Origin of the sequence: Pseudomonas sp. NPDC088885, from assembly GCF_044750025.1 — a bacterium.
In the GTDB taxonomy this organism is placed as follows: domain Bacteria; phylum Pseudomonadota; class Gammaproteobacteria; order Pseudomonadales; family Pseudomonadaceae; genus Aquipseudomonas; species Aquipseudomonas rustica.
This window is the reverse complement of the sequence record NZ_JBIVJB010000250.1, coordinates 1-1,311: the sequence shown is the minus strand read 5'-3', so window position 1 is coordinate 1,311 and position 1,311 is coordinate 1. Positions and strand designations below refer to the sequence as shown.

At 58.6% G+C, this 1,311-nt stretch carries 2 protein-coding genes; both read left to right on the top strand.

Annotated elements, in window-relative coordinates; translation table 11 throughout:
* The coding region (locus ACIP1X_RS29000; protein ID WP_400755989.1) for a peptide chain release factor-like protein at positions 1 to 318 on the top strand (318 nt) is incomplete at its 5' end.
* 111 nt (positions 319 to 429) lie between these two features.
* Positions 430 to 1,311 (top strand): amino acid--tRNA ligase-related protein (locus ACIP1X_RS28995; RefSeq protein ID WP_400755988.1); only part of this gene is annotated, 882 nt, incomplete at its 3' end.

The following is a 1,311-nucleotide window of genomic DNA, read 5'->3' as shown; positions in this document are numbered from 1 at the left end:
GTACGTATCACTCACGTACCGACCAACACCGTGGTCAGCTGCCAGAACGAACGTTCCCAGCACGCCAACAAGGACACCGCCATGAAAATGCTGCGGGCCAAGTTGTACGAGCAGGAAATGCAGAAACGCAACGCCGCGTCGCAAGCGCTGGAAGACACCAAGTCCGATATCGGCTGGGGTCACCAGATTCGCTCGTACGTGCTCGATGCGTCGCGGATCAAGGATCTGCGCACCAACATCGAACGCAGCGACTGCGACAAGGTACTCGACGGCGACATCGACGAATACCTGTATGCCAGCCTGAAATCAGGGCTGTAAGGCCTGCTCTGCAGTGGTCGCGGTAACACGCGACCCTGTAGGAGCAAGGCTTGCCCGCGAACCCCGGCGCCACGCCGGGGGTAACGAACCTGTGATGGAATATCTAAAGACATGAGCGACCAACAACTCGACCCGCAAGCCCTGCAACAGGAAGAAAACTCCCTGATCGCCCTGCGCAAGGAAAAGCTGGCTGCCGAGCGCGCCAAGGGCAACGCCTTCCCGAACGACTTCCGCCGCGAAAACTACTGCGAAGATCTGCAGAAGAAATACGCGGACAAGACCAAGGAAGAGCTGGCAGAGGCTGCAATCCCGGTCAAGGTTGCCGGTCGCATCATGCTCAACCGTGGCTCGTTCATGGTGATTCAGGACATGACCGGTCGCATCCAGGTCTACGTCAACCGTAAAACCCTGTCGGAAGACACCCTGGCCGCGGTGAAAACCTGGGACATGGGCGACATCATTGCCGCCGAAGGCACCCTGGCGCGTTCCGGCAAGGGCGACCTGTACGTTGAAATGACCAGCGTGCGTCTGCTGACCAAATCCCTGCGTCCGCTGCCGGACAAGCACCACGGCCTGACCGACACCGAGCAACGCTACCGCCAGCGTTACGTTGACCTGATCGTCAATGAAGAAGTGCGCCAGACGTTCCGCGTGCGTTCGCAAGTGATCGCGCACATCCGCAGCTTCCTGATGAAGCGCGACTTCCTCGAAGTCGAAACGCCGATGCTGCAGACCATTCCGGGCGGCGCGGCGGCCAAGCCGTTCGAAACCCACCACAACGCGCTGGACATGGAAATGTTCCTGCGTATCGCGCCTGAGCTGTACCTGAAGCGTCTGGTGGTTGGTGGTTTTGAAAAGGTTTTCGAGATCAACCGCAACTTCCGTAACGAAGGCGTTTCGACCCGTCACAACCCTGAATTCACCATGTTGGAGTTCTACCAGGCGTACGCCGACTACGAAGACAACATGGACCTGACCGAAGAACTGTTCCGT